18 protein-coding genes and 1 pseudogene are annotated in these 22,090 nt (G+C 57.0%); 14 read left to right on the top strand and 5 right to left on the bottom strand.

From position 1 onward, the window contains the following. Window positions 1-199 precede the first annotated feature (199 nt). The 3 genes from ACQY1J_RS22905 to ACQY1J_RS22895 all read left to right on the top strand — a co-directional run bounded on the left by ACQY1J_RS22905 (window position 200) and on the right by ACQY1J_RS22895 (window position 2,960). Window positions 200-1,063 (top strand): manganese catalase family protein, encoded by an 864-nt coding sequence (locus tag ACQY1J_RS22905; protein WP_430252258.1) that lies wholly within the window; start codon window positions 200-202, stop codon window positions 1,061-1,063. A gap of 358 nt (window positions 1,064-1,421) precedes the next feature. Then, complete coding sequence (locus ACQY1J_RS22900; protein WP_430252256.1) at window positions 1,422-2,285, top strand: NAD(P)/FAD-dependent oxidoreductase; 864 nt, start codon at window positions 1,422-1,424, stop codon at window positions 2,283-2,285. Window positions 2,286-2,444: 159 nt separating this feature from the next. Beyond that, window positions 2,445-2,960 (top strand): flavodoxin family protein, encoded by a 516-nt coding sequence (locus ACQY1J_RS22895; protein ID WP_430252254.1) that lies wholly within the window; start codon window positions 2,445-2,447, stop codon window positions 2,958-2,960. A 561-nt stretch (window positions 2,961-3,521) separates the two neighbouring features. On the opposite strand, the gene ACQY1J_RS22890 is transcribed toward ACQY1J_RS22895, so the two are convergent. Next, complete coding sequence (locus ACQY1J_RS22890; RefSeq protein ID WP_430252252.1) at window positions 3,522-4,697, bottom strand: zinc-dependent alcohol dehydrogenase; 1,176 nt, start codon at window positions 4,695-4,697, stop codon at window positions 3,522-3,524. Between the two features lie 28 nt (window positions 4,698-4,725). Further along, entirely contained in the window at window positions 4,726-5,085 is a 360-nt protein-coding gene (locus tag ACQY1J_RS22885) for an SPW repeat domain-containing protein (protein ID WP_430252250.1), read from the bottom strand. Window positions 5,086-6,631: 1,546 nt separating this feature from the next. On the opposite strand from ACQY1J_RS22885, the gene ACQY1J_RS22880 reads away from it, so the two are divergent. Then, on the top strand, window positions 6,632-7,291 hold the full coding sequence (locus tag ACQY1J_RS22880) for a DUF6766 family protein (protein WP_430252248.1): 660 nt from the start codon (window positions 6,632-6,634) through the stop codon (window positions 7,289-7,291). Between the two features lie 510 nt (window positions 7,292-7,801). Then, complete coding sequence (locus tag ACQY1J_RS22875; protein WP_430252246.1) at window positions 7,802-9,448, top strand: sensor histidine kinase; 1,647 nt, start codon at window positions 7,802-7,804, stop codon at window positions 9,446-9,448. Window positions 9,449-9,862: 414 nt separating this feature from the next. Here ACQY1J_RS22875 and ACQY1J_RS22870 read toward each other — a convergent pair. Both ACQY1J_RS22870 and ACQY1J_RS22865 read right to left on the bottom strand, forming a co-directional pair. After that, window positions 9,863-10,998, bottom strand: a pseudogene (locus ACQY1J_RS22870) (hypothetical protein); the annotation flags it as partial. Window positions 10,999-11,084: 86 nt separating this feature from the next. After that, the gene (locus ACQY1J_RS22865; RefSeq protein WP_430252244.1) at window positions 11,085-12,170 is read right to left on the bottom strand and encodes an ion channel; all 1,086 of its coding nucleotides are present in this window, start codon (window positions 12,168-12,170) and stop codon (window positions 11,085-11,087) included. A gap of 287 nt (window positions 12,171-12,457) precedes the next feature. Here ACQY1J_RS22865 and ACQY1J_RS22860 point away from each other — a divergent pair, with 287 nt between their 5' ends. The 9 genes from ACQY1J_RS22860 to ACQY1J_RS22820 all read left to right on the top strand — a co-directional run bounded on the left by ACQY1J_RS22860 (window position 12,458) and on the right by ACQY1J_RS22820 (window position 19,633). Then, on the top strand, window positions 12,458-13,012 hold the full coding sequence (locus ACQY1J_RS22860) for a hypothetical protein (protein ID WP_430252243.1): 555 nt from the start codon (window positions 12,458-12,460) through the stop codon (window positions 13,010-13,012). Then, window positions 12,999-14,528, top strand: a complete 1,530-nt coding sequence (locus ACQY1J_RS22855) for a PAS domain S-box protein (protein ID WP_430252241.1) — start codon at window positions 12,999-13,001, stop codon at window positions 14,526-14,528. The genes ACQY1J_RS22860 and ACQY1J_RS22855 overlap by 14 nt, the downstream gene beginning before the upstream one ends. Then, window positions 14,525-14,722, top strand: a complete 198-nt coding sequence (locus ACQY1J_RS22850; RefSeq protein WP_430252477.1) for a LuxR C-terminal-related transcriptional regulator — start codon at window positions 14,525-14,527, stop codon at window positions 14,720-14,722. Before ACQY1J_RS22855 ends, ACQY1J_RS22850 begins: the two co-directional genes overlap by 4 nt. Before the next feature lie 126 nt (window positions 14,723-14,848). Continuing rightward, complete coding sequence (locus tag ACQY1J_RS22845) at window positions 14,849-15,196, top strand: histidine kinase dimerization/phosphoacceptor domain -containing protein (protein ID WP_430252240.1); 348 nt, start codon at window positions 14,849-14,851, stop codon at window positions 15,194-15,196. A 27-nt stretch (window positions 15,197-15,223) separates the two neighbouring features. After that, window positions 15,224-15,568, top strand: coding sequence for an ATP-binding protein (locus tag ACQY1J_RS22840; protein WP_430252238.1), 345 nt, complete (start codon window positions 15,224-15,226; stop codon window positions 15,566-15,568). Window positions 15,569-15,838: 270 nt separating this feature from the next. Continuing rightward, entirely contained in the window at window positions 15,839-16,153 is a 315-nt protein-coding gene (locus ACQY1J_RS22835) for a helix-turn-helix domain-containing protein (RefSeq protein WP_430252236.1), read from the top strand. Beyond that, a complete protein-coding gene (locus ACQY1J_RS22830) occupies window positions 16,146-17,399 on the top strand; it encodes a type II toxin-antitoxin system HipA family toxin (RefSeq protein ID WP_430252475.1) in 1,254 nt (417 codons plus the stop codon). Before ACQY1J_RS22835 ends, ACQY1J_RS22830 begins: the two co-directional genes overlap by 8 nt. Window positions 17,400-17,800: 401 nt before the next feature. Further along, complete coding sequence (locus ACQY1J_RS22825; RefSeq protein ID WP_430252234.1) at window positions 17,801-18,334, top strand: substrate binding domain-containing protein; 534 nt, start codon at window positions 17,801-17,803, stop codon at window positions 18,332-18,334. Between the two features lie 345 nt (window positions 18,335-18,679). Continuing rightward, window positions 18,680-19,633 carry a TadE/TadG family type IV pilus assembly protein gene (locus ACQY1J_RS22820; protein WP_430252232.1) on the top strand — a complete coding sequence of 318 codons (954 nt, stop codon included), beginning with the start codon at window positions 18,680-18,682 and terminating at the stop codon, window positions 19,631-19,633. Window positions 19,634-20,166: 533 nt separating this feature from the next. Here the strand turns inward: ACQY1J_RS22820 and ACQY1J_RS22815 are convergent. Beyond that, window positions 20,167-21,704 (bottom strand): IS3 family transposase gene (locus tag ACQY1J_RS22815; RefSeq protein WP_430252230.1). Its coding sequence is split into 2 segments (ribosomal slippage): window positions 20,167-20,357 and window positions 20,357-21,704, totalling 1,539 coding nucleotides; the frame shifts between segments, so codons are not numbered across the junction. Between the last annotated feature and the right edge of the window lie 386 nt (window positions 21,705-22,090).

Genomic DNA, 22,090 nt, shown 5'->3' with positions numbered 1-22,090 from the left:
GATCGAAGCACAAGGAAGCATTAGAATACTAAGCGCCTGCAAGGCGGCGCGCTAAGCATCACCGCATAGCAGGTTTCCTGTTCGTCCGAAACCGTACAAGGCTGACGTTGCGCTATAGAAGCAGGAACATTCTCTCCAAATTGAGGTTCCCAATCCGTCATCCAATCGGATTTCAATCCCAACCTTTCAAGGAGAAATCATGTTCAGCTTTGACAAGCGTCTACAATATCCAGTTAAGGTCAACTCGCCAGACCCAATCTTTGCCCGCATGCTCCAGCAGGCCATCGGCGGCGTCGAAGGCGAAATCCGAGTTTGCATGCAATACTTCTTCCAGGCCTGGGGCGCTCGCGGTCCAACCACAAAATACCGTGACATGCTGCTTCATACGGCAACCGAAGAAATCGGCCACATCGAGATGCTTGCGACAGCTGTTGCGCTCAACCTCGACAAGGCCCCGGCAAGCCTTGCGGAAGCTGGTGCGGCCGACGGTATTGTTGGTGCCGTGATGGGCGGCGAGAACCCACGCCACGTGGTTGAGGGAATGCTCCATCGCCATATCCTGTCGACAGGCATGGCGGCCTTCCCAGGCAATTCCGAGGGGGTTCCTTTCGACATGTCCCACATCTACGCGAGCGGAAACCTCGCGGCCGACATGTATTGCAACGTGGCTGCCGAAAGCACGGGCCGCGTGCTTGCAACGCGGCTTTACAACGCTGCCCATGACGATGGCATGAAGGACATGCTGCACTTCATGATTGCACGCGACACGATGCATCAGCAGCAGTGGCTCGCAGTCATTGAGGAGCTTGGTGGCAACGAAGGTGCGCTTCCTATTCCAAACAGCTTCCCGCAGGAAAAGGAAGACCAGACGCACAACTACGATTTCTTCGCGACCGCGACGGATGGGTCCGTTCCTCCGCCGGCACGTTGGAATGAAGGTCCGTCGATGGACGGCAAGGGACAGTTCTCCGTCTTCCAGAACGTCCCGATGGGCGAAGAGCCCGTTCTTGGACCAGCGCGCCCAGACAGCGGTGCGCAGAAAGAACAGATCGGCAAGCCCTAACCTGGATATAAGACATGGCAGCGCTGCTGCCATGTCCTAGCCGATAATGATGGCGATTGTCGCGTTTGCGGCTTCTCTCCACGATCGACTGCAGTCCTTATTAGCGTACCGGCAAGTGCCGGTGCGCTGACAGCGTATAAGAGCGTTTGACGATCTCAGATCCTTAGTCTCCTCTCCGCCGACTATCGGTGACCCGAGTGCCGAGGCAATTGTTCGCTCGCAGCAACCCGATGCCGCGCCGAGGTTCCCAAGAGCATGTGAGCCCTGCACGGAAATCGGGCTTCCTTCAATTAGGGTGTTACATTTGACGAACCTGCCACGTCGAGACTGCGTCATCATTGGTGGTGGACCTGCCGGGTTGACCGCTGCGATCTATCTTGCGCGGTTTCATCTCTCCGTATCGGTCTTCGACGACGGGAGCAGTCGAGCAGCGAGCATTCCTGTGTCTCATAATCACGCAGGCTTTCCCGGCGGGATCAATGGACGCGATCTGCTTGACCGTATGCGACGGCAGGCCGTCCAATATGGAACTGATACTCGAAGCACGCGCGTGACGGCCCTGTCCGGAGAACGCGGGGACTTTGTCGTCTCAACGCATGATGGAACCCTCGAAGCTCGAACCATCCTGCTCGCGACAGGGGTGAACAATCGAGAGCCTGACATGTCCAGGGAAGATCATGATGGGGCACTCAATCGCGGCTTGATACGCTACTGCCCAGTGTGTGACGGTTTCGAGGTCACGGACAAGCGGGTCGCCGTTATCGGCACCGGGACAAAAGCCTGCAATGAGGCTGTTTTCCTGCGAAGCTACACTGCCGACATAACGCTGTTGTCGCCGGACCCCGATCATGGGCTGTCGGCGAGCGAACAGACGCTCATGCATGAACTAGGCATCACAGTCGTCGCGGGTCCCCTTGAATTCAACGTTGGTGTCGATGCGATATCGATTTCGACATCTGATGCCAGATACTCGTTCGATAGCGTTTATCCGGCGCTCGGCTCCGAAATCCGGTCCGAGCTCGCAGCCGGGGTGGGGGCCATGCTGTCGCCGGAAGGCTGCATCACCGTCGACAGTCATCAGCGCACCAATATTGCCGGGTTGTACGCAGCAGGCGACGTTGTGGTCGGTCTGGATCAGATTAGCCACGCTATGGGCCAAGGTGGCGTTGCTGCGACAACGATCAGAAATGATCTCGGCCGCATCCAGACATTGGTTCGCTGAATTTTGGTACTTGCAACAACGGCAGTCGCTGTCTGGAGGAGTCCCGGGCTGCCGGGTGCCGGACTTTCACATCTCGACGGAACAAAATGAAAGATTTTTCTCTGCTCGGGCCTGCGTGCCGCAGGCTCCAGGTGTTCACTCACTCAGTACGGAGGCGACATGTCACTCAACGTAGCTAGCACCGAAACGATTTGGCTCGCCGACCACGTTATCAAGCCCGGGGTCTCATCGGACGAAGGCGACGGAGACGAGTGGCCGGCCATCCGCGCGAAGATCCTCGCCGCCGACATCCTGATCGTCGGGACGCCGATATGGTTGGGGCAGCCGGGAAGCGTGGCGAAGCGGGCTCTTGAGCGAATGGACGCGTTTCTTGAAGAGACGGACGATCAGGGCAGGATGGTGTCCTATGGGAAGGTCGCAGGGGTCGCCGTGGTCGGGAACGAGGATGGGGCTCATCACGTCTCCTCCGAAATATACCAGGCCCTTAACGACCTCGGCTTCACCATTCCCGCAAATGCGCTGGCCTACTGGGTTGGCGAGGCTATGGGATCGACCAATTTTGTCGATCTGGAGAAGACGCCCGAAGTGGTGACGTCAATGGTTTCGACGCTGGTGAGGAACGCGGCTCATCTCGCGAGGCTCCTGAAAAACAGCCAGTATCCCAGTGACCAGTGACTGAGACTGTGCGCTCGCTGTCATGCGACGGCACGCGAAGGGAGTCCGCAAAGACAGGCGGATGCTGCTGGAAAGTCGCAGATCGGCCAAACAATCGTTCACATGCCCGATGGGATTAACGAGGATCACCTGCCGGTGCGTCCAGATATGCGTAGATTGCCGAGGGCAAAGCGCCGGCATTGCTGACCCGGACGTAGATTGCACCCAAGCTCAAAGCCGCTAGCTCGTTGGCATTGGTAGCATCAGTGGGCACGACGAGGGACATCGGCACCTAAACCGCGGCACATCTTTGCGACAAAACTGAAGTGCGGCCGTATTACAGTAGGCAATTACTATCCTGGCGCCGGCGGGGGCGAAGGCTTAGCGGCGGCTTGCCCAAGCCCCCTGGGCGATCCCGTGATAACTACAACTTCTGCCTGGTTCTACACTATGATCCCGGATGTCATCGTAAATCAATTCGATGTTGATGCCGGCTCGACGGGGCGGTCCTACATATCGCGACCATACGTGCTTCGAATCGGCGACGCGCTTCCTCGAGGGCTCCGGCATCGTCCATCAATGTTACGCTGTCAGCACGACTTTGATGCAGTTATCCTTCTTGTCCCTGAACGTCTCATAGAGCGCGGGACCATCCTCTAGCTTTGCTCGATGCGTTATGATGAAGCTAGGATCAATCTCGCCTTCCTCGATGCGGCGAAGCAGATCAAGGGAATAACGGTTGACGTGGGTTTGGCCAGTCCGGATCGTCAGGCCCTTGTTCATCGCAGCGCCAAAGGGGATCTTATCGAGGAAGCCGCCATAGACGCCGGGGACGGAAACGATTCCGCCTGGGCGGCAAGCCATGATTGCGGAACGCAGAACGTGAGGTCGGTCCGTACCGAGCAGTGTTGCTGCTTTGACCTTATCCACGATCGCATCAAAAGATGCTGTTGCGTGGGACTCCGCCCCGACCGCGTCGATGCACTTGTCCGCACCATGGCCACCGGTCATGTCTTTGAGAATGTCCAGGATATTGTCATCGACCTCGTCGAAGTTGATGACCTCGGCACCTGCGACCTGAGCCAATGCCAAACGCTCGGGAACGTTGTCGATAGCAATGACACGAGCAGCACCCTGCATCAGCGCGCTCTTGATACAGAACTGTCCGACGGGACCACAGCCCCAGACGGCGACGATGTCTGTCGGTTCGATCTCGCAGTTGGCTGCTGCCATCCATCCAGTCGGGAAAATGTCGCCAAGGAACAGAGCCTGCTCGTCGGTCATGCCATTGGGGATGATGATCGGCGAGACGTCGGCATAGGGAACTCGTACATATTCTGCCTGGCCGCCGGCATAGGCACCGGTCAGGTGCGAATATCCGAAAAGGCCCGCGGTCGGGTAACCGAACGCCTTGGTCGCATTATCGGCAGTGCGATTGGTGCGCTCGCAGACCGACCAGTTGCCCTTGAGGCACTGCTTGCATTCACCGCAGGAGATGGTGAAGGGCACCACGACGCGGTCGCCAACCTTGAGTTTCTTGTTGTCACGCCCAACTTCGACGACCTCGCCCATGAACTCGTGGCCGAGCACATCACCTTTTTCCATGAAAGGAATGTAGCCGTCCATAAGATGCAGATCCGAGCCGCAGATTGCGCAAGCGGTCATCTTGATAATGACGTCACGCCCATCTTCGATAATCGGATCCGGAACGCTGTCGCAGCGGATGTCACCCTTGCCATGCCAGCACAATGCTTTCATCGAATTTCTCCTTGATGTATATGAGTGTTTAGTCTGTCGCTGCGGTTCCGTCCGCGCGGGTCTGCGTAATCATCGTCAAGACGAGAGCGAGAGCGCCAATGAAGTAGACCGGCCAGCGGCGATCGGCGGGGACGTCAAACAGCCACGGCGAAATCAGCATCGAAATGCCGAAGAGGGCATCGAGCAGGAGATGGAAACGAATGCGCAGGAACCTCACAGCGCCGAGCTCATAGTCAGTCAGGAAGCTGTAGAGGATAACCGCTACGCCGAGGATGACAAGCACCACACGAGGACCACCGGTGAGTTCGAGAAAAAACGGGAGCGCGATCACCAGGATACCGACAAGGTAGTCGACGATTCCATGAAATAGTGTTGAGACGACACGCATATACCTTCTCCACAATGCTCTTGGAGTCCGTGAACCTATCAGGTTTAGCTTTGTTCCGGCGGGTACGTTACCGCACAGTTCCTTGCCTTCGACCGCTTTGGGCGTTCCGCCTAAGATGCATTTCTTTTGGAAACCTCACGTAGGCTCGAGGCCCGCATGTGCAGGGACAGACCCTGCTGGCAGGACCGAGTATGTCGCGCTCGTAGCCGGAGACCAGGGGGCTGCGGGGGGCGTCTATAAACGGATAGGCGCGGAATGCCGGGCATGGTCTGAAAGAAGGAGAAGTCCAGGTTAAAGCGACAGTAGGCGGGTTCTGGATGGTGGGAGAAATCATATAGTCATTTCAACCGACGCAAATCGGAATGCCTCTACGATGGATGATAGACATCGGTCGCCGCGGCGTCGTGCTGAACTTAAGGCCCTATCTGGGTTCTTACGCGTCTGGATCAATTCTTCCCGCCCTTTCTGGCTCGGGCTGCATCTAGACAGGGTAGGCGTGACCGCCGTTGTTCTGTCCTAGAAGAACCGCTGGATCGCCGCCAGAACGCAGAGGTCGCCGACGGCTAAATCATCTGTCTTCAAGGAGACGGCCTTGTTTCGCGGAAGCTTCACTGGCCTGTACAGTCAACCGAGCGGCTGGCGGAAGGAATTTCCTCATCCGGTGCTACGTTTGCTTCCTTACTCACAAAATGATGAGAGTTATCGCAAAGTTTCCGGAACGATCCTCATTCGCCCAGATTCTATCCCGCTCAAGATAGCTGTGTAATTACGATGGCCAGATGACCCAGAAGAGGGTTCCAAGCACGATGATATAGGCCATCGGCAGTGCCAGAAACCGGGCCATGCCAGTGTTAGTATTTTCATGGCCGACCCAAGCAAACCACCAGTTGGGACCTTGATTTCCACTTTGTGATATTTGGTTCCCCTACTTGGTAGTCCCGTATCCGGCTGGCCTATTATGTTGATTTCCGGCTTCACGGCGCTCTTGTTGCGACGTCCGGGAGGTGTCAACGCTTTCTTTAAACCGTTGATGGCCGTCATGCTCGATCAGCGTCCTGTCGGCTTCTTCAGTGGCGTCTTTCGGCTCTGTCATAGTTCGTCCTTTCGGCATTTACGAAGAACTTAGCAATCCATAGACAACGATAGCAATGTAGAGGCTGACGGCGCCGAGGACGTAGATACCTACGCCAACGACAAAGCTTCGGCCCAGCATTCCCTTCCCTCGTCGTATTTCCGGTGGATCTCTCAGCCTATCAAGACAGGGTTCATTCTCGGGTTTCATGTCTACACCTTTCGATACACGAACCGATATTCCCGGAGCGATCTGGTTCCGATAGGCAGGAGACGGCTGTCGCATATGGGTGACAGCCCTTCTACAATCGTTGGGCGGAGAACCACACGGCTGCCAGGATTCAAAGATCGTGAAACGTTATTGTTCCTCATCAGACAGTTTCGTCCGAAATCGTACATTCGCGGAAGGTGCCAAATTGTCGAGCTTCGCTATAGTCTTCGAGGACTGAGGTTCAGATAAGGGGAAGGCTGGGCAATGCAAATATTGAGAGACAACGGGCTGACGATTGTCCTGTCGGCGCTGACCATTGTCACGATCGCGGGAATGGTCCTCACGGGATGGTCTGTTCACAACGAAGAGATAGCGCAACACGGCGGTACGGCGCTTTCCTTTTCGGACTACGCTGCCTCCGGTCATTTCATTTCAGCCGTTTTTGAGAACTGGGAGAGCGAGTTCCTTCAGATGTCTGCTTACGTGATGCTGACTGCGATCCTGTTCCAGCGCGGCTCGGCGGAATCGAAGAATCCGGATGAGACCGCGTCCCGGGACGGGGACGCTGCTTTGAAGGCCGCAAATCGAGGCGCTCCTTGGCCTGTACGAGCAGGTGGACTATTCAGGACGCTGTACTCGTACTCCCTGGGCATCGTTCTCGCTCTTTTGTTCGTCACCAGCTTCCTACTCCACCTCCGCTACAGTGCAGCCGCTGAAAACGCAGAGGCGGCAATGCACGGTCAGGCGGCGCAGTCCGTGACACAGCATCTGGCAAGTGCCCAGTTCTGGTTTGAATCCTTTCAGAACTGGCAGTCGGAATTTCTATCGACGGCCGTACTCGTCGTGCTCTCCATATTTCTCCGCTTCCGCGGCTCGCCGGAATCGAAGCCGGTAAATGCGCCGAATTCCGAGACTGGAAGCTGAGGCCTCCCGAAGATAGCTGCACGTGCCTGGTCGCGCACAGGCTGTGAGTCCTCACGCACCGTGCCAACATCTGACCCCGTTTTCTGAAAATGATCAGCGCGGCATCGCGAGCCATGCAATGTATCCTGCTCAGTCGCTCATGAAGCCGCAATTTAAATAGGAATAAACAGCAGTTTTCTGCGGTTATTACCAGCAACAATCGGAGTATTTGGGATGATAACCATGCGAGGAAACGAAGGCAGCATCCAGGCGCCTTTCCACGATCTTCTTTTTGTCGAACACAATGCCATAGCGCCTACGACTGCTGCATCAAGCGCATTGACGCCAAGTTTCTTAGTGCGATTGCGTGAGCGTCAACCGCGTAGGACCTCCGAGTCATGACAGTCTGACAGCCCGAATAACTGCCGCTCGCTGCCCCGCATAGCATACGACATCTAGCCATAGCGTCCTTCTCCCTTTGGCCTGATAATCGAGCTTATGTTACGAAGAATCGACGGACTGGGGGTTAACATGAAGCTGAAGCTGGTCGCAGTAGCGGTCGCGGCACTCGTGCCAATCGTCGCGCTGCTTGCATATAACGAAGTCTCGATGCGCTACCAGCGCAATGAGGAAGTGCGCGATCAGGCAGCGCAGGCCGCCCGTCAGGCGTCCTCCGAGGTGGAGAGGATTATCGAAGGACTCCATAGCCTCTTGATCGCCGTGAGTGCGATGCCATCGGTTCATGATCTCGAAGCCGCGCGGTGTTCGGAAACCCTCACTTCGGTGGCGTCGAAGGTCGGAAACGTCCGAACGATATTTGTCACGGATCCACGGGGGCGGGCCATCTGCGGTAGCACGCTGGTTCCAGAGGCGAACTTTGCAGACCGCGACTATTTCAAACAAGTCATTGAAACACGGGGCTTCGTAGTCGGAACATACACGAAAAGCCGGATGTCTGACGCCGCCGTGCTTCCGGTCGCACTTCCCGTGATGGAGGGGGACGCCATCAAGGCCGTTGTAGTCACCGGGGTCCGACTTGATTGGCTACAGACACGGATCACCGAGCGTGGTGTCGCGCGCGGTAACGCGGTGACGGTCGCGGACGGGGAGGGCACCATCCTCGCCCGAGCCCCATTTCCCGAACGCTTCGTAGGAACCGCCATTCCCGAACACTTCAGATCTCTAGTTCGTGCAGATGCTCCGGGTGTCCTCGAAGTGACGAGCCAGGACGGCAACGAGAGGGTGATGGGCTATCGGCCGATCTCACTTCCGGGCACCCCTCTCTACGTAAGCGCAGGCTTTTCACGTGGCGAGGCCTTCGCGCCCATCAACAGGGCGACACTGATCAACATAGTCGCCATTGTCGTCGGCGCCCTGCTGTCCTTCCTCGCGGCCGTTTACATAGGCAACAAGTTTCTGGTTGCTCCGGTGCGCCATATCGCAGATGTGATGGAGAGGTGGCGGCGCGGAGAAATCTCTGCACGGACCGGGATGGCAGCTAGAGATGAGCTAGGCGAAGTCGGTTCCACGCTGGACGGGTTACTCGACGAACTCGACTGCAGACGCCGCCGCGACGAGGCCGCCGAGGAGGAGCGGGGACTGCTCGCTCGAGAGCTGGCGCACAGGGTTAAGAACGGGTTTGCGCTCGTTCAGGCTATCGCGAGGCAGACTTTCTACCGCGCAGATCCGGAACGCTTCAGGTCCTTTTCGGAAAGATTGAAAGCGCTGGCGGGAACCTACGACCTCCTCCTTGCAAAAGACGCCGCTCCATCTTCTATTCGCGAAATCGTATCCAGGGCTGTTAGCGCCCACGCGGATGCGGGATCATCCCGCCTGGCGACCGAGGGGCCTGACCTCGTCCTGTCTCCGGAGCTCGCTCTTCCACTTTCGCTGGTGATCCACGAACTTGCGACCAATGCAACCAAGTACGGCAGCCTTTCGCAGAACGCTGGTATGGTCTCAATCGAGTGGAGCCGCGACGGCGCGACAGGAGTGCGCCTCATCTGGCGGGAAACCGGCGGGCCGCCCGTAGAACCCCCGTCGAAGAAGGGCTTCGGATCCGTTCTGATCGAGCGGGCATTTCCAGCTCCTGCAGGTGCGGCATGCCTTACAGATTACCGTCCAGAAGGCGTCGTCTTCGAACTTATCTTCTCCGCTGAAGCGCTCGCGCCTTCTTGACATCTTCCCAAGGGGGCTCTTGCCCTCCTATTTCAATCATCTAAATGAGCATTGTGCGGAAGACGAGGGGTTCTCCGTGGGGGAACCTCTATGACTGCACACGTCGTTACTCTCCAAGCTGCTTCGATGTAAGGCCGCTACCGCCTGCGGGTTGTAGCGGGTGCCATGGCAAGTCGGGCAGGGGGCATACACGCTCGGAAGGAAGAGCAGCTCGACCATGACAAAGCCTTCCCCTTCGCACCGGGGGCAGCGGCCTTTGGCGACATTGAAGGAGAACCGCCCGGCGTCGTAGCGGCGCTTCTTTGCCTCTGGAGTGGCGGCAAACAGCGAGCGAACATGATCGAAGAGCCCGGTATAGGTCGCAAGGTTGGAGCGGGGCGTCCGGCCGATCGGCTTCTGGTCGACCTCGATGAGGCGCCTGACTTTGTCGAAACCACCTTCGATCATGCCCTGCGTCGGCGAGCCCGGCTCTACCTCCAGTCCGGCGTCGTCCTCCGCATGGTTTTCCGCGCGAACTGGAGCGCCAAGCGCTTCACCGACAAGCTCGACAAGCGCCTGGCTGACCAGGCTCGACTTGCCTGACCCGGAGATACCAGTCACCGTCGTCATCACGCCGAGTGGGAAGGCGCAATCGACGTCACGGAGGTTGTTTCGTGTGAGGCCGGAAAGACGAAGCCATCCATCTGGTTCTCTGCGAGTTCGAGAGGACTTTCCAGCTTCTGCAAACAGATGCCTGGCAGTTTTGGATCGTTCGACCTGCCGCAGGCCTTCCGGTGGGCCGCTATAGAGGACCTCACCGCCCAACTCGCCGGCCGCCGGACCTACGTCGACGATCCAGTCCGCGTGGCGGACGACGTCGAGCTCGTGCTCCACGACGAACAGGATCCACTGGCGGGTGTTCTCCGGAAGCTCCCGCCACGGCCTGTCGACGTCGATGCCGAGCGTGATGAGAATGTCTCTGAGGTTCTGCCCGCCCCATGCCAACGGCCAGGCTGCCACCGCGCGCTCGCGAATGGTCAAGGAGAGATCCGGCACCATAGAGGCTTCGGTCACCTCGTGGACGCGACCAAGGCCGTGGCATTGCGGGCAGGCACCCTCGGGCGTGTTCGCCGAGAACGACTCTGCATCGAGGTGAGGTTGGCCCGGCGGATACGCGCCCGCCCGCGAATAGAGCATGCGAAGGAGGTTCGAGATTGTCGTCACGCTTCCGACCGAGGAGCGAGCTGTCGGCGATCCGCGCTGCTGCTGCAGGGCAACCGCGGGTGGGAGGCCTTCGATTAGGTCGACGTCAGGCACGCTCATCTGCGGGAAGAGGCGGCGAGCATAGGGAGACACGGATTCCAGGTAGCGGCGCTGGGCCTCGGCGTAGAGGTACTGAAGGCGAGCGAGGATTTTCCGGATCCGTAGGCACGAGTGAAGACGACAAGCGCGTCCCGTGGTATGTCGACGTCGACGTTCTTGAGGTTATGTTCTCGTGCACCTCGGACGCGAACGATGCCTTGAAGCTTTTCCGTCGCCTCCACTGCATCGTCGATAGGTCGTCTCGTCATCGGATTTCCTGCAGCTGCCGGTCGGAAGGAGATAGTTCTCAAGGTTCTGTGATCAACGGCGTATCCGAGTGATTGCAGCGTTCCCTTCACTCGAAGGTAGCGGCTTGCTTCAGTGGGCGGCGGCAGTCGATTTCGTCCATGCCGTATCCCAACGCCGGACCTACGCGGCGGACTAGCGGTTCCCACTGGCTGCGTTGATAGGCATACCGCTCGGCATCTGGTTTCGTCTCGATGCCGGCATTGCGTAACACCGCCAAAGCCGCGGCATAGCTCGCTTCAAAAACTGCTGTCCGCGAGAGGGTTTGTTTCTCATCGACTGTCGGGAAATTCTGATCCAGTGTCGCGAGCAGTAGGCGGGCGCACCGATGCAGGGATTGGACCGCCACCGAGCGTACCAATACGCCGTACTTATTGCGATCGAGGGCCGCCTCGATCAAAGTCGTCAGGTCGAGCAAGATGAAGCTCATGCGCGACACGGAGTAGAGAGGATCTTCAAAGCGGAAATAGAACAGCAAGGGATAAAAATGATGTGCCTCTTTTGTCATGGCAAGGGAACGCGCAACGTTGCTGAGCTCGCTATTGGCACTGGTGAATTTCCCATTGGGGCCCAACCGTGCCAACATTTCAGCGGCATCTCCGGTACCGGCGGTCATCAGTTCAACGGTGAGCGCCAGTGCGTTCCGCTCACGGAGGGCCGAGTAAACTTGCACGAGATAGCTCAGCACCAGCGACAGGACCGATGCACCGATCAGCGAATTGACGAGGAAGAGAATGCGCGTAGCAGATGTATGGGGAGAATAATCACCACCTCCGACGATCGAGAGACTATTGCCGGCCACCATCAGAGCGGTCACGAAGTCCGTCGACGAGGCGCCACTGCTTGGCCGAACCGCTGTGCCGAGCTCTGGGTGCACGATGAGTGCAGCCCCGATCGTTAGCCCGAGAGCCCAAACACCAATCAAGGCGACGACGATGAGAGGACCTGCCAAGGATAAAATCGTGGCGCGGTAACGGCCGGACAGCCGGGAGGCACCAAGGACTACTGCCCAGATGAACCTGTTCCATCGTGCCGCAAAAAGTCCTGTGCCGGCCCGAGCGTAGAGGACGGTAAGGAAGATGTCGGCGAGGAAGAGTAACATCAGTCCTGCACCAACAAGCTGTTGAAGATCCATTTCCTATACTCCTCCCGGCTATTAGCGCGGCCTCTGTAAGGACGGAACGGGCCTCCTCCGAACTCGGGCATTTGCCATATCTTACGTTGTGCAGGACCTTGGCGGGTCCCGCATCTTTACGCCGGAGACGGGATCAGGATGGATTGCTTGATCGGCAGCTCTCCCGTGTCACGCTCGACCTGATTTAAATCAAGTTCGCATGGGGTAAATAAGGGCGATCCCTAAGGAACTTTCCCTGACGATGTACGTTACACGTCACGGCAACATGCGCGCAGGAGGGCTGACATGTGTCTAATGACCGATCACCCGATGATACCGCTCAGGAAGCATCTACCCAGAAGCTTGTAGAACACACTTTGAGGGACGAGCGTCTGCTGCTCGCCTCGGTTCTGCAGAACCTGCCTCTCGGGGTGGGCATCTACGATAGCGATGGCAGTCTGATCCATTCCAACCAGTCACTGCGCGACTATGCACGACTCGATCGTCTGCCCTCGCGGCAGCCGACCGAGACACGGCGCTGGCGAGGGTACGATAAAGACGGACGATTGATCGGCCCAAGTGACTACCCCGGCGCGCGCGCCCTCCGCGGCGAACGCGTGATGCCGGGCATCGACTTTCTTTACGAGGGCAGCGATGAACAAGAGCGGTGGATGCGCGTCAGTGCAGTTCCTTTCCGCCGCGAAGGTCCCAAGGTCTATGAAGCGATCGTCGTCGTGCAGGACATCAACGATCTCAAGCGTGCTCGCGAGCAAATCGAGGCGGCCGCAGCGAGCTACGCCAGCGAATCGCGGTTTCTGGAAGCGACACTGTCATCCAACCCCGGACTATGTGTACGCGTTTGATGCCGAGCGCAGGTTCGTCTACGCCAATCCTGTAATGCTCGCGCTGTTCGGGCTAACTGCGGGCGAAATGCTTGGCCGAACTTCCGACGATCTGGACTACCCACCCGAGTTGGCAACCCATCTATACAATCACATCGACCACATCTTCAGGGATGCTGTGACTGTCGGGGATGAAGTATTTTTTACAAGTCCCACGGGCCACGCCGCCTACTTTGCCTTTCGTTGGGGTCCTATCCTTGCTGCGGATGGATCGGTTGAACTTGTCGTTGGTGTGTCGCGAGACACCAGCGAGCGGCGATCCATCGAAGAGGCCTTAAAGCGGAGCGAAGCGCGCTTGCGTGCCGCAACCGAGCTCGTCGGCCTTGCCATTTACGCGTGGGATCTTGTTAAACGCACATTCGATTGGGACGAGCAACTACATCGCATGTGGGGCCTATCGCCGAACGATCCAGTCGATACGTCGATATACAAAAAAGGTATCCATCCGGACGACCTTCCCGGGGTTCGGCAAGCCATCGCCGCCTGCGTCGACCCGGCAGGAGATGGTCGCTTTGCAATTGAATATCGCGTGATCGGACGGAATGACGGCATTACTCGCCACATCGCGACATCGGGTCGAACAGAATTCAGGGACGGTCGCGCCGTTGGGTTCATTGGCGCCGCCATCGATGTTTCCGAGCAACGCCGCAATGAGGCTGCCGTACGGGAGAGTGAAGCGCAATTCCGTAGCTTCGCCGAAAACAGCAGCAACCTGCTTTGGATTGCCGAGGTGGCATCGCGAACGATTGTCTACCACAGCGCCGCCTATTCACGGATCTGGGGCGAGCCGATGGATGCGGCCCCGGAGAACCTAGATACCTGGATAGAAGGCGTCCACCCTGATGATCGCTCTGGCGTGCTCCGCGCCTTTGACAGCGTCATGGCCGGCGAGGTTACGCAGTATGAATACCGCATCGTGCGACCCAAAGACGACACGATGCGGTGGCTGCGGGATACCAGTTTCCCGATCCGTGACATCAATGGCTCTATCACGCGCATCGGGGGCATCGCCGAGGACCTGACACAGGAGGATAGCCGTCAGGTCTATATCGTCAGTGCCAAGGGGACCGAAGCGCGCAACCTTGCTAGTCTGGTCCGAATGGATGGTTATCACGCCCGTATCTTCGCTAGCGCAAGCGCCTTCCTCGACATAGCACCTGTTCTGGCATCGGGCTCCGTTCTGGTCGATCTCCGATGGGAGCGAGATGATGGCCTTTCGATTCCGCGTGAGCTCAAGGCACGGTCTATCGCTTTGCCGACCATAGCACTGGATCATGCCACGGCCGGCGCTGACGCAGCGGTTGCAGCAATGAAGGCCGGTGCGATCGACTTCATCTTGGTGAACGAAGAAGGTCTATTGCGTGATAAGCTAAAGGTAGTCCTAGCGGAGTCCCATACAGCTTCGCGGCCGACAGCGCGAAACGAGGAGGCCAGTGCGCATATCGCCCGCCTGACGCCGCGGAGCGTGAGGTTCTGAGCGGGCTAGTAGATGGCGGCACCAACAAGGTCATCGCTCAGACACTTGGTATCAGTCCTCGAACCGTCGAACTGGATCGATCCCAGGTAATGAGCAAACTGGGTGCCGGCAGCCTGACCGAACTGGGCCAGATTGCGCTCGCGGCTGGCATTGCACCGTCTGCGGCCGGCGTAAAGGTGCGGAAACCTACGTAGTATTTCTCCTGATGTTCCGACGACTTTCCAAAAGAAAGGATGCGTTGGCTGCGTGATAGCCACGGGACATGGCTTCGTAGTCATTTGTACGTGCACTCGCAGTTGGACCGGTGGAACATGCAATGATTGAGAAAAAACGAAGCGAGCCCGTCCTTTTCAGAGCAGCCGGATTTACTGGACAATCTGTTGCTGCGCGAAACCTATCATCGGTGCAGCAACGATCTCCAGCTTGTTGTTAGCTTGCTATCTTTGCAAAGCCGCCTCGCGACGAATTCCGAAACCCGCGATGCCCTGGCAGATGCCATGGCTCGCGTTAGCATACTGGCCCGTGCCCGCAGTGAAATCAATCAGCGGCGCTCTCCAAGCTTGGGTTGCGCCATTCGAGGGGTATGTGAGGCTTTGCCCAGCCAGGCTGAGCCGCGTTCGATTCTGATCTCGACGAAGATCGAGTGTGAAGTTCAAGGGCTTTCATAGGAGCATATCGCCACCCTCGCGCTCGTAGTGAACGAACTCGCGACCAACGCTGTCAAACACGCTTTCAAAGAAGGGAAGGCTGGTCACATCCAAATAGCAGTTCGCCGCTATGACGAGCGCCATGCGGCGATCACGGTGGATGACGATGGCATTCCATTTCCGGCATCTCGTGACAAAAAGTCCGGCGGTATGGGTATGCTCCTGGTCAAGCGGATGGTCGCGTCGGCCAATGGAAAGTTCATTCAGCACAGGGCCGGGTCCAAATGCTTGGAGATCAGGGTACCTGTAAAAGGCGTATTCTCCAGCACCCGCTTGGTGGATATGGGCGCAATACGCACCTCGCAAAATTCCGAAATTTTTCGCTGGAAATGACGTGATGAAAGATCGTGTTTGGGCATGCTCATTCCGTTTCTCTCTGGCACCAGTGCCGAGGGCCAGCGGAAATAGGGTCGTGCCTTTAACAAAGCATGTAAGATGGGTGCAACTCGCTGGCTCCGACATCACAATTCAGGAAAGGCATAAATGATATATAAACGGATCAATTATTGATCAATGATCCGTTTATATATCATTTAGATTGACTGATGTTAGAATGTTTGAGATAACTTACCCTACTTTACGGAGAACGGTTGGGGAGGTCGGATGGCACGCTCTGCGTCAGAATTCTTGCTGGAAATCGGGCAGTTGCTGAAGGCTGCTCGAAAAGGCCGGCAATTGACCCAGGAGCAGGTTGCCGACATGTCGGGTATATCGCGTCCCCGCTATCGTGAGATAGAAGCCGGAAGCACTGCTGCGCGTACGACAACCCTCATCAATATTGCTCGCGCTCTCGGACTTGAGTTAATGCTCATCCCACAGGCGATGGTTCCGGCCGTCGATGCGTTGCTGCGGCCGCATGACGATCTTGATGATCTCCCGGCGTTCATGGCTCATCCAGACGGGGATGAGAATGTCTGAAGTTTTATCTGATCCGAGATCCATCTCGTCGCTCGACGTGCTGCTGAACCATTTGAAGGTCGGCACGATCGTCAGGACGCCCGGCGATTTCAACGTCTTCAGTTTCGAGGATAACTATCGCGCAACTGGCGGCTTTCCTGTGGTCAGCCTTTCTTTTCGCGCAGCCACCGGAGGCTTGCGCAAGGATCCGAAACCTGTCGCCAGAGCGTTGCCAGCGTTCTTCGCCAATCTGCTCCCGGAAGACAAACTGCGCGAGGCGATGGAAAAACACCACGCGGGAAGTATTCGTGCAGGAAACGATTTCGACTTGCTCGTCGCGCTGGGTTCGGATCTGCCTGGCGCTGTCCGCGTCGTACCGAGTGACAGAACGATTGCGAGTCTCGACAAGCTGCCTGTTCCGAAGCCGAAGGCGCGGTTCTCGCTTGCCGGCGTCCAGATGAAGCTTTCGGTCATCAAAAATACGGGGAAGGGCGGCGGACTGACACTGCCGCTCGGTGATGACCAGGGATCCTACATCGCCAAGTTTCCATCGACCTCGTTTCCCGGGGTGTCGGAAAACGAATATGCCAATCTCGCACTAGCTGAAGCCATCGGCATGGAGGTTCCGGAACGCGAACTGGTCGAGCAATCGGAGTTCGAAGGTATCCCGGAGGAGTTCGAGACGCTGTCGGATGGGAAAGTGCTGCTCGTCAAACGCTTCGATCGCGAGGCAGGTGGCGATCGGATACATATTGAGGATTTCGCGCAGGTGTTCGGCGTCTATCCTTCGCGGAAATACGAAGGTGCCGCCTATCATGATATCGCGGCAGCCTTGAACGTTGCCGTATCGTCCGCGGCCGCACTCGAATTCGTGCGTCGGCTGGCTCTCGCTGCCATCACTGGGAACGGTGACATGCACTTGAAAAACTGGTCAGTGATTTATCGGGATAAGGGCGACAAACCTGGGCTTTCGCCGGTCTATGACGTACTCTCGACCATTCCCTATATTCCGGCAGACGCAATGGCGTTATCGCTTGCAGGCGAGCGCCCCTTCAAAGCGCTGAATATGCACCGATGGAAAGCATTCGCCAATCGTGCGCGCCTGCCGGAGGCCGCCGTCCTGCAAGCCGCAACCGAAACTGTGGAGCGGGTGAACCAAGCATGGTGGTCACTGCCAGACCGTGAGGTCGTTCCGCCAAGGGTGCTCGAGCGTATCGATGCGCACATCAAATTGATGACGCCAATCATCGGCATGCACACCAACTAGCGCTGTGGTTCCGCGGATGGACGGTTTATGTCCGTTCAAGGCGACTGAGCCGCAAATGGACGTTAAGCGGAAATAATTTCCTTAACGTTGGGTGCCAAAGGTTCGAATCCCATCAAGGCGAGGCTACTGTCTTTTCGCACCTTCCTCCAGGTCGTCATGGTCAGATACAACACGGTCCGCTCGCCCCTCGACCATGGCGGAGACCCTTCGCATGGTGTCGCGTATACGGTCGCACAGAAGTCTGACGCGCGCAGTTTGCCGGGTGTCGCTGTGGGTTAGGAGCCAGACATCCCCAGTGTGTATGACCGGACTTCCTGGGACACGGGAAAGCGACGGGTCTGCGTCGCCGACAAAACAGGGCAATAACGGGATACCCGTATCCCAACCTTCGGGTCGAGCTCATGATGGCGGATGAACGGCAAAACCTGGTCCTAGGCGGTGTCGATCTCGCGATCCGAACCGGCGCACTAGCCGACTCGACATTCGGTGCCAGACGAATTGGCTCGCTTGAACGAATGGTCGTAGCATCGCCGAACTATCTTGCCAGAAACGGCACCCCGGCTACCCCGGAGGAGCTCACTGCACATGACTGCATTCTCGGCTACGGCGCATTCGGTCCAGTAGGCTGGCGTTTCTGGCAGGGCGATACGCTGATCTTGGTTGATGTCCGCAGCAGACTTACGATCAACTCTGCCCCCGGAATTCTGGCAGCATGTGTTCAGGGATTGGGTTTGGCCGTTGTTTCGGGCGTTATGTCGGCAGACGAACGAGCAGACAACAGACTTGTCCGGGTGCTGGAAGGATATGCGCTGGAGCCTGCAGGCGTGTACGCGGTTTACACCTCCGGCCCAAAACCATCGCGAAAAGTTAAGGCGCTGATCGATCACCTGATCGCAGGCCTACTTCGGGCTAACCGCACATGCTTCCGTGGCTGATAAACGATTACACACCGTGTTCCGGTCATGGCGGTCACTGAGAAGCAGCTCGGAATTATACAAGCAGGCTGACTTGCGGCCATTTTGCCGGCTAGAACGACTGCCGGTGCGCAAAGCTACTAGACGTCTTTTTAGCAGTTATGGATCAGGTGAGACGTCGGGGAGGGCGATCTTCGCTAAGTTACGGATCGGCCGAGACTACGAGGGCGGTTTATTAGTTAGTAAACGCTAATAAAGCAATTACGCAATAAACAACGCCAAGTGTTGACGTCTAATATACCGTGTTCCTTACGTTCGTTTTTACCTCCCACTTCTAAAAACAACGAACACGCTGGGGGGACGACTTTGACTATACGAAATATCTTACAGGATCGCGGTGGCAACTTTGGTATGATTACGGCTCTTGTGGCGACGCCGCTGATCATAGCTGCCGGTGGAGCGATCGACTACACCTTGGCAACCCGCGAGAAAGTTAGCGCACAGGGTGTTGCCGATAGCGCGGCGCTCGCTGGCGCACGCGTCTTTAACGGAACGAATGCAGGTGCCGCCAAGGTTGCAGCTGAACGTTTTCTAGCGGGTTACGCAAAGAGCTTGCCGGCCGGTATGACATATAACGTTTCCATGACCGGGCAGACAGTGCTGGTGACCGTTAGCGGTAGTTCGCAAAATGCTTTCTTGGGGATGATCGGCCTGAAGACCATTCCTATTGGTGTCGCTGCCTCGGCCATAGCGCCGATGAAACCAAAGTCAGTCACTTTCACACCCACGCAAGCCCAAGGCTTTTGGTACAAGAAAGTATCGATCCTTGTTACACGGGCTGGCAGCTCCGCAGAGCAAGCCATCGGAACTGTTATCTATCAACCAAAGACACAGCAAAATTCCGGTCAAGGGGATATGACGATATCTCCCGGAGAGGAGTTCGAGCTAGGAAAGTACTCCAAGCTCGTGCTGCAGATGGAAGTTAAGCAAGACGGATGTCCGCTTGAGTACAAGGCGAAAGTGCACCCGAACAAGGACGTTTTCTGCGAAAAGTTAGGCAAGGGTCAAGCTGGGTACACCGCCTCACTGAAGTACGACACCGTATTGCGCACTGACGATCCCAATACTAGCCACTACCTGTTCGTGGACAAAGTGCAGATGCCCAAGAACGCGGCTAGCCCGCTGGATAAGATCTTGGAGTGCGATCAGAAGGTCAACCACGCGTGGGAGGACGGTGGCGGGTTTGAGCGTCAAGACTTTTTCTATACTGCCGCATCCGTTTGCGCGCCGGATGGTGAATTCGTTCGGTTGACCAAATGACATCAAGCTGACGAAGGAACAACTGGATTCGATTGAGCGGAGTACTTAGGGGCTTCCGCCAGCGCTGATTCGTAAGTTGCGGAATCGTCCGTGGCCTGCCACCTGCATGAGCTCGGCGCTGGGGAAGCGAAAAGGTGCCCCCGACCGCGTGGTTATTGGCGCACGATCGTTTCCTGTCAGATCAGCTTGTTGGACAGATGCTGCTTTAGGAAGGCCAGCACCAGCGCCTCCTCGGGTCGTAATCCCGCTACATGATCGCGCAGTCACGCTCTCTCTCGTGTTCAATCTGCGGTGTCAGCGTCTCTGACATGTAGCTCTCGATGACTTGGGGATGCACGTAGCAACGCCGACAAACCGCGGGGGTGTTACCAAGCGTAGCCGCCACCTTCTCGAGTGCGGTACGGACATTCTTCTTAGCGGCCGCCTCGCTGTCAAACTTTCAAACTCGGTCAGCGCCAGCGTCGCAAGAACAGTACTGTTGATTTCCACTGAGAGCTGACCCTGCGGGGGTGCGGATAAAAAGTTGGACTGCTTCATAAGTTCAGGCCGAGGCTCTGACGATACTCGACCGGGCTGAGCGATCCCAGCGATAACTTGATACGCTTCTCATTGTACCAGCGGATGTAGGCGTCCACTTCGGCGACGAACTGTTCGATTGTGATGGCCTTCCAGTCACGTGGATAGAAGAGCTCTGTTTTCAGTCTGCCGAAGAAGCCTTCGCAGCTGCGTTGTCTTGCGAGCAGCCTTTGCGGGACATCGAACGGACCAGCTGCGCATTGCTGATCCTGTTGAGCCAGCCAGGCCAGCGATAGTGGGCTCCGCGATCGGAATGGATGATTGGCCGTTGTTCGCCGTCGTCCACGGTCCCGATGGCTGCATCAAGCATGGTATTGACGAGACCCGCATCTGGTTGGGTTCCGATGGACCAGCTGATGACCATGCCGTCGAAGCAGTCGATGATCGGCGAAAGGTACACCTTGCCAGCTGGGATCTGGAACTCGGTGATGTCTGTAAGCCATTTCACGTTCGGCGCTTTTGCATGGAAGTCACGATTGATCAGGTTCTCGGGCGCGGGACTTATTTCTCCCAGATAAGATCCAAACCGCCGTCGACGCGGCTTGGCAACAACCAGTTGCTCCTGCTTCATCAAGCGCTGGACGACCTTTTCCGAGATCATCACGCTCTGTCTGGCCAGCGACGCCTGCATTCTCCGATAGCCGTAGCAACGGCGGTTCGCTTCAAAGATTTCCGCTAAGCTGAGGCGCACGGCGGCGTACTTGTCTACCAAACATATGCGGGCACGATGGTAGAAGTAGGAGCTTCGGGCAATTCGAAGCTCGGCCAGCAGTTCTGGCAAGCGATAATTTTCTTTAAGGGCGTCAATCAGCTGTGTCTTCTCCCGATTACTCAGGATCTGCAGATCGACGCCCAGGTCTTTTTTTATGAGTTCGTTGGCCTTCTTCAGGAGATCATGCTCGAGCTGCAACTGGCGGACATCACGCTGGAGGGTTTCAAGCTGTCGCTCGAGCTCTTCACGTTCAGGTACCTTGGGGCTGGCTTTGCGGCGTTTCATGGATGTGTGAGCCTCGTGACCGAGTAGCTGATCTTTCCAGCTGTACAATGTCGGCCTTGAGACGCCCAGTCGGTCAGCTACCTGTTGTGCGGTTTCATCTCCACCGCATAGCCCGATGACACCAGCCTGCCGCACATCCTCGCTATAGCCCGGATGCCATGACCGACCGACCATCGATGTTCGCGTCTCCGGAAACGCCTCACGAACCCATACGGTCAGTGTTCCTCGTCCAGGATAGCCGAGCGCCCTCATCGTCGCAGAGATGCAACGATCATGGGTGCGAAAGTGCTCAAGTGCGGCCTGCTTTTGGGCCTCGGAGAATTTCGGTGCTCGAGCTACCGCCCCAACACGCAAGTCGCGGTTCTCGACATACTCCCGGTACCAACCCTTCAGGGCATTCTTTGTAGGATAACCCAACTGCCGAATGGTCGCGTTAAGTCGCTTGCCGAGCCGGAGATACAGCTCAACCGCTCGAAGTCTGTCTGCGTAGGAATACATGAACTACCTCCTTGGTGGTCCAAGTTTTCGTCCGCACCCCCTATAAGGCTGCGCCAAGTCAGCTCTCAGTGGAAATCAACACTATGGCGTTCGTAAGATCTGGCGGCATTTAAACCGTGCAGAGACGGGTTCATGTCGAGTTTCTATGGAATGCCGCGTTTTGAATCAGCGGCTGTGGATTTTTACCAAGCGTTAAGGCTAGCAGCGCTCGTTCTTGGAACGAGGGGCCGTACAGTGTTTTGATCGATGGACAGGAGAATCAGATGCGGAACCTGTCCACGCTTTTCGCGATCGCCGCAGCCTTCGCTGCAGTGCTTTATGTCGCTGCGGTCTTCATGAGTTACTGGTGAGGAAAAAGCCGATTGGCTTTGCCGGCGCTTCGGCTA

Origin of the sequence: Neorhizobium sp. DAR64860/K0K1, assembly GCF_050500205.1 — a bacterium.
GTDB classification, from domain to species: Bacteria; Pseudomonadota; Alphaproteobacteria; order Rhizobiales; family Rhizobiaceae; genus Neorhizobium; species Neorhizobium soli.
Note: the sequence above shows the minus strand (reverse complement) of the source record. Positions and strands in the feature narration are given on the sequence as shown.

Bases quoted from the DNA above. Each gene is read 5' to 3' on its own strand.
- ACQY1J_RS22905 (WP_430252258.1), top strand. From the start codon at position 200: ATGTTCAGCTTTGACAAGCGTCTACAATATCCAGTTAAGGTCAACTCG.
- ACQY1J_RS22895 (WP_430252254.1), top strand. From the start codon at position 2,445: ATGTCACTCAACGTAGCTAGCACCGAAACGATTTGGCTCGCCGACCAC.
- ACQY1J_RS22890 (WP_430252252.1), bottom strand. From the start codon at position 4,697: ATGAAAGCATTGTGCTGGCATGGCAAGGGTGACATCCGCTGCGACAGC.
- ACQY1J_RS22885 (WP_430252250.1), bottom strand. From the start codon at position 5,085: ATGCGTGTCGTCTCAACACTATTTCATGGAATCGTCGACTACCTTGTC.
- ACQY1J_RS22880 (WP_430252248.1), top strand. From the start codon at position 6,632: ATGCAAATATTGAGAGACAACGGGCTGACGATTGTCCTGTCGGCGCTG.
- ACQY1J_RS22875 (WP_430252246.1), top strand. From the start codon at position 7,802: ATGAAGCTGAAGCTGGTCGCAGTAGCGGTCGCGGCACTCGTGCCAATC.
- ACQY1J_RS22865 (WP_430252244.1), bottom strand. From the start codon at position 12,170: ATGGATCTTCAACAGCTTGTTGGTGCAGGACTGATGTTACTCTTCCTC.
- ACQY1J_RS22835 (WP_430252236.1), top strand. From the start codon at position 15,839: ATGGCACGCTCTGCGTCAGAATTCTTGCTGGAAATCGGGCAGTTGCTG.
- ACQY1J_RS22830 (WP_430252475.1), top strand. From the start codon at position 16,146: ATGTCTGAAGTTTTATCTGATCCGAGATCCATCTCGTCGCTCGACGTG.
- ACQY1J_RS22825 (WP_430252234.1), top strand. From the start codon at position 17,801: ATGATGGCGGATGAACGGCAAAACCTGGTCCTAGGCGGTGTCGATCTC.